The organism is Arthrobacter sp. 2RAF6 (assembly GCF_052115205.1).
GTDB lineage: Bacteria > Actinomycetota > Actinomycetes > Actinomycetales > Micrococcaceae > Arthrobacter.
On sequence record NZ_JBFRGF010000098.1, the window covers coordinates 1 to 1,097 of the forward strand.

The 1,097-nt window shown below is 67.6% G+C and carries 2 protein-coding genes; both read left to right on the forward strand.

Annotation, left to right across the window (positions count from 1 at the left end):
• Nucleotides 1-762: family 1 glycosylhydrolase (locus tag AB4Z38_RS25615; RefSeq protein WP_441432323.1), on the forward strand; the 762-nt coding region annotated here is incomplete at its 5' end.
• 19 nt (nt 763-781) lie between these two features.
• Nucleotides 782-1,097 (forward strand): sugar-binding domain-containing protein (locus tag AB4Z38_RS25620; protein WP_441432324.1); only part of this gene is annotated, 316 nt, incomplete at its 3' end.

Below are 1,097 nucleotides of genomic sequence, written 5' to 3' on the forward strand. Positions count from 1 at the left end.
AACGAGCCGAACATGCTCGCCATGATGGCCACCATGCGCCGGATGATGACGGCCGCCCCCGACGCCCAGCAGGACTGGCAGAGCCCCACCGTTGACCAGGATCCCCGGCCCCAGCTGCCACCGCCGGACCCGGAAATCGGCGCCCGCCTTGTCTTGGCGCACCGGGCCGCCCGCGAGATCGTCCGCGCCCGCACGGACGCCAAGGTCGGCTGGACGATCGCGAACCGGGCGTTCGTCGCACGCGCCGGAGCCGAGGAAAAGAAGCGGGAACTCGAATACGTCTGGGAGGACCTCTACCTCCTCGGATCAGCCGGCGATGACTTCGTGGGCGTCCAGTCGTACTCCAGCCAATGGGTCAACGAAGACGGCATCGAGCCGCACCCCGACAGCCCGGAGAACACCCTTGTCGGTACCGCGTACCGCCCCGACGCCATCGGCATCGCGATCCGGCACACCGCCTCAGTCACCGGCGGGATCCCGATCCTCATCACCGAGAACGGCATCGCCACGGCCGACGATGCCCGCCGCATCGCGTATACCGGCGAAGCCCTCCGCCATGTGTCCGCTGCCGTCGGCGAAGGAATCGATGTCCGCGGTTACCTGCACTGGACCCTTCTGGACAACTACGAGTGGGGTCACTGGGAGCCCACCTTCGGGCTCATTAGCGTCGACCGTGAGACGTTCGTCCGCACGCCCAAGCCGAGCCTCGCCTGGCTCGGATCCGTCGCCCGCGCCGGCGCGCTCACCGCCGTCGCCCGCTGATCCTCAAGGAGAATCTTCGATGCTGAAACCCCAGGCATCCGCCACCCGCGAACTCATCGGCCTGGACGGACTCTGGCTGTTCGCCCTCGACCACCAGCTCCAGCCTGAACCATGGAAGTCAACGCTTGAAACCCGTCTGGAAGCGGCCGTCCCGGCCAGCTACAACGACCTCTTCGCCGACCAGACGATCCGTGACCATGTCGGCCTGGTCTGGTACCAGCGCACGGTCCGCGTACCGCGCGGCTGGTCGGAGCAGCGGATCATGCTCCGCTTCGACGCCGCAACCCACGCCGCCGCGGTCTACGTCAATGACACCCTGGTGGCGGAGCACGTCG